The organism is Protofrankia sp. Cj3 (genome assembly GCF_917627355.1).
Lineage (GTDB): Bacteria > Actinomycetota > Actinomycetes > Frankiales > Frankiaceae > Protofrankia.
The window spans coordinates 30,887-34,179 of the sequence record NZ_CAKJTR010000030.1 but is presented as its reverse complement, the minus strand read 5'-3'; the positions used below and the strand labels follow the sequence as shown (position 1 = coordinate 34,179).

Here is a 3,293-nt window from a genome sequence, read left to right as displayed (position 1 = left end):
CCGCGCTCGTCGACCACACGTGTGGATGGCTTGTACCGCCGATCGATCCCGAGGCCGTGGCCGACGCGATCAGAAATGTGATCCGGTCACCTGAGGAGGCCGCACTCCGCGCGTCGGCTCTGCGCTGTCGGATCAGGTCCGAGTTCTCCCCCGAGTTGCAGGCCACCAGGCTCATTGATACGTGGCGCCGCCTTGCTGATAGCACGTGAGCGGATACCCCGGTGACGGCGCGGCCGGTCGGGTCGGTGTTCATCGTCCAGCCGACGGCGGATCCGTCCCGGCCGTGGCGAGACTGAGCGCGGGCGGCTGCGATTCGTCCGGGCCGCACAACGGCGCGGCCTCCAGCGGACAGCGGTGGACGGCGACGGCGGGCGCCCGCGTGGGGGCCGGCCGGCGGATCGTGAGGAAGGCGAGCAGGCCGCCGGTCACGCACATCCCCGCTGTGATCGACATGGCGGTGTGGAAGCCAGCTACCAGCTTGTCGGGGTTGTGGTAGGCGCTTGTCGAGATGCCCGCGACGACGGGCAGCGCGGCCACGGCAACGAGACCGGCCGCGCGGGAGACGTCGTTGTTGACCGCGGAAGCCACCCCCGCGTGTGCGTCGCTGGCGGCGGCGAGGACCGTGGATGTCAGCGGTGCCACCGTCAGCGACAGCCCCAGCCCGAACACGGCCATCGCCGGCAGTACCGTGCCGATGTACGTGCTGGTGACGTCGACCCGGGTGAGCAGCGCCAGGCCGGTACCGGCGACGATGGGGCCGACGGTCATGGGCAGGCGGGGCCCGATGCGTTGGGCCAGGCGCCCGGCCCTGGCCGACAGGGTGAGCATCAGGATCGTGACCGGGAGCAGGGCCGCGCCGGCCTCGATCGGAGAGAACCCGACGGCGTTCTGCAGGACGACCGGAAGCAGGAAGATCGAGCCTCCCAGCGCGGCGTAGACGACGAACGTCACCAGATTGGCGGCGCTGAACTGGCGGGAGGAGAAGATCTCCAGCGGCAGCATCGGATGGGGGCTGCGCCTTTCCACCACGACCATCGCCACCAGGGCCGCCACCCCGCCGACACCGGTGACGAGCACGGTCAGCGATCCCCAGCCCAGGCTGCTGCCCTCGGTGAGCGCATAGATCACGCCGGCCAGGCCCAGCGCGGCCAGGGCCGCCCCGGGCAGATCGAGCCCGGTGGCTGGACGGGGATTGCGGGTTTCCGGCACATGGCGCAGCGCCACCCAGACCACGACGGCGCCGAGGGGCAGATTGATCAGAAAGATCAGCCGCCAGGAGACCGCCTGGACCAGCCAGCCCCCGAGGAAGGGGCCGATCGCGATGGCGACGCCACCCAGGCCTGACCAGGCGCCGATGGCCGCCGAGCGGTCCTCGGGACGAAAGCTCGCCTCGATGATCGCGAGGCTGCCAGGGGCCAGCAGGGCGCCGCCGACCCCCTGCAGCGCCCGGGCCGCGATCAACAGGCCGGCTGTGGGTGCGACCGCGCACAGCATGGAGGCGGCGGCGAACCACAGCACGCCGATGAGGAACACCCTGCGGCGGCCGTAGCTGTCGCCGAGCGAACCGCCGAGCAGCAGGAAGCCGGCGAGGGTGAGCGTGTAGGCGTTGACCGTCCACTGTAGCCCCGACAGGCCGGTCCCGAGGTCGGCGCCGATCCGGGGAAGGGCGATGTTGACGACGGTGGCGTCGAGCGCGGCGATGCTCGACCCGAGCACGGTGGCGAGCAACACCCAGCGTCCGGCCGGCGAAGCGTAGCGAAGGTTGGTATCCGTAGCCCTATTCTCCAGCACATCGACGCGGCCGGCCACTGGACAGCCGGCCACTGGACAGCCGGCCACTGGACAGCCGGCCACTGGACAACGGGCGTTTGAACGGGCGACGGCTGTTTGGGCAACCGCGGTGCCACAGCCAATCAAGCGATAGCGACCAGGACACGAATCTTGACCATCGGCGCTTGCGGGAGCCAGCATAGCGCGTGTCCTTCGCGAGTACCGCTTTCGGCTGACTACACCGCCGGTTCTTCGCACCGAACGGAGCTGCACGTGGACCTCGCCGGCACTGGGCGCACCGCCACAACCGCGGTGGAAGACATCACCGGGGTTCAGCACGCTGTTATTAACGCTTTTAGCCCCGGCTGGCGGCACGACCCCTACCGAAGCTATGACATTCTGCGGGCGGCCGGCCCGTTTGTCCCGGGGCCGCTCGGCCCGTCGCTCGTTCCCGGCTATGCCGAATGCGACGCGATACTGCAGAATCCGGCCTGGAGCCACGCCGAGGAGTCCGAGCTGCTCCACCCGGACAGTGACGTGGAGCTGCCGGGCTCCTTCCTCTGGATGGAGCCCCCGGACCACACGCGGCTGCGGGGGCTGGTGAGCAAGGCGTTCACCCCCCGCCGGATCGAGGGGATGCGCGGGCACGCCGAGCAGGTCGTGGCGAGCCTGCTCGAGCGGGCGTTGGCCGACGGCGAGGTGGACCTGGTCGAGGCGCTGGCCTACCCGTTGCCGTTGACGATGGTGTGCGAGCTGCTCGGCGTGCCCGCGAGCGAGCACGCCGCCATCCGCCGGATGTCGGCCGGTATTGCCCGCGGGCTCGATCCCGACGCCCTGATGTCCCCGGACGAGCTCGCGAACCGGACGGCCGCCGTGGGGGAGTTCCTGGATTTCTTCGGCGCGCTGGTCGCGGACCGCCGGGCCCGGCCCCGCCAGGACCTCATCAGCGCACTTGCGCAGGTCGAGGCCGAGGACGAGGACGACCGCCTGACAGCCGCGGAAATGCTCGGCACCCTGCTCGTGCTGGTCGTCGCCGGGCACGAGACCACGGTCAACCTCATCAGTAACGGGATACTCGCGCTGATCCGCCATCCCGACCAGTTCGAGCTCCTGCGCCAGAGGCCGGGCCTCGCGCTGCCGGCAGTGGACGAGATGCTGCGTTATGACGCTCCCGCGCAGCTGACGACCCGCACAGCACGCCAGGAGATCACCCTTTCCGGGCACACGTTCGCTCCCGGGGACAGCCTCATCCTGATGCTCGGCTCCGCGAACCGGGACCCGGACGCCTTCACCGACCCCGACCGCCTGGATCTGACCCGATACGCCCAGCGGGCGCGGGTGAACCGCCATCTGGCCTTCGGGCTGGGGCTGCACTACTGCATCGGTGCGTCGTTGGTACGGCTCGAAGTGGAGGTCGCGCTGCGTGCCATCGCCCGGCGGGTGTCCGCGATCACACTGCTCGCCGATCCACCCCCCTACCGCCCGAACCTCGTGGTCCGTGGCATGTCGGAACTTCCCGTGCG

2 protein-coding genes and 1 pseudogene are annotated in these 3,293 nt (G+C 70.3%); 2 read left to right on the top strand and 1 reads right to left on the bottom strand.

The features are described from left to right. A pseudogene (locus MJ783_RS06435) lies at positions 1-209 on the top strand (glycosyltransferase family 1 protein); the annotation flags it as partial. Between the two features lie 40 nt (positions 210-249). On the opposite strand, the gene MJ783_RS06430 reads toward MJ783_RS06435, so the two are convergent. Continuing rightward, entirely contained in the window at positions 250-1,809 is a 1,560-nt protein-coding gene (locus MJ783_RS06430) for an MFS transporter (RefSeq protein WP_239309120.1), read from the bottom strand. A gap of 234 nt (positions 1,810-2,043) precedes the next feature. Between MJ783_RS06430 and MJ783_RS06425 the strand changes: the two genes are divergently transcribed. Further along, on the top strand, positions 2,044-3,293 hold a 1,250-nt coding region (locus MJ783_RS06425), incomplete at its 3' end, for a cytochrome P450 (protein WP_370651460.1).